Source organism: Dolichospermum planctonicum (genome assembly GCF_005402965.1).
GTDB lineage: Bacteria > Cyanobacteriota > Cyanobacteriia > Cyanobacteriales > Nostocaceae > Dolichospermum > Dolichospermum planctonicum.
The window spans coordinates 1-925 of the sequence record NZ_BJCF01000119.1; the positions used below are offsets into that span (position 1 = coordinate 1).

Sequence of the window (925 nt, forward strand, 5' to 3'; positions counted from 1 at the left end):
TCCAACTACCACTGAAATAGTTGATAAAGTTATTTCTGTTGCTCTCGATTTGATGAATCCTCAACATTTAAAAAATTGGTTCACTAATTGTTGTTACTGTACCTCATAACACCGGGAAGTGCTGTAAATACAAATTAAATGCAGTACAGTTGAGCAACGGCTACAGTTAGCGCTCCTCCTTTGTCTTGGAATCGAAAAATCTGTTTAGGAACTAATAAAGTTATTTCCGCAGATGTGATTTCTGAAGCTGCAAGAATTGCTGATGCCTCTGCTACGCTAGATGTCCCCAATAACTTAGTAATACTATGATTAGGATTAGGAACAAATACATTATTTAAAAATTCAGAACTAAAGGTTTTTAAAGGTAAATTTTCTAAATCACAAAATTCTACCAAACCAATTTCTGAAGCTTTTTTATCAATAGTTGCAATTCCAGCTATTTCATCATACACAAGTTGGTACTCTTGGAAAACCTTTTTAATAGCGGATTTAATTAACTCCTGGGAAATTCCTTGTTGACAACCAATTCCCACCCATAAACTTTTTTTATATGCCACATTATGCACTTCGTTTTGTAATAGGACTTACGCCAAATATCTCTCAAACCTCCTTTCCTTCCTGTTCTTTGCTCCTTCGTGGTTCATTGGAAGAAGATAAAAGGGGATAGGTAAATCTTTCAGATGTTAAATTAACTTTTTGACACAGATGGGGATAAGCTCACCACAGTCATCGCTAAAAAATTGTCGCTCAAAACAAAACCCCCACTAAATAAATAGAGAGGGTGATGTGGTTGTAAAAAATAAACCTGGCATCGAGCTATTTTGACATGGGGCTACCCCCAAACTATCGTCGCCGCAGCAGCGTTTCACCTCTGAGTTCGGGAAGGGATCAGTGTGGTTCCACCGCGCCATAGACACCAGGAAAG

1 protein-coding gene and 1 rRNA gene are annotated in these 925 nt (G+C 37.7%); both read right to left on the bottom strand.

All coding sequences use genetic code 11. From position 1 onward, the window contains the following. Positions 1 to 134 precede the first annotated feature (134 nt). Entirely contained in the window at positions 135 to 557 is a 423-nt protein-coding gene (locus tag FFO06_RS20665; RefSeq protein WP_236097204.1) for a cobalamin biosynthesis protein, read from the bottom strand. A 246-nt stretch (positions 558 to 803) separates the two neighbouring features. Continuing rightward, positions 804 to 921 (bottom strand): 5S ribosomal RNA (gene rrf, locus FFO06_RS20670). Positions 922 to 925 lie beyond the last annotated feature (4 nt).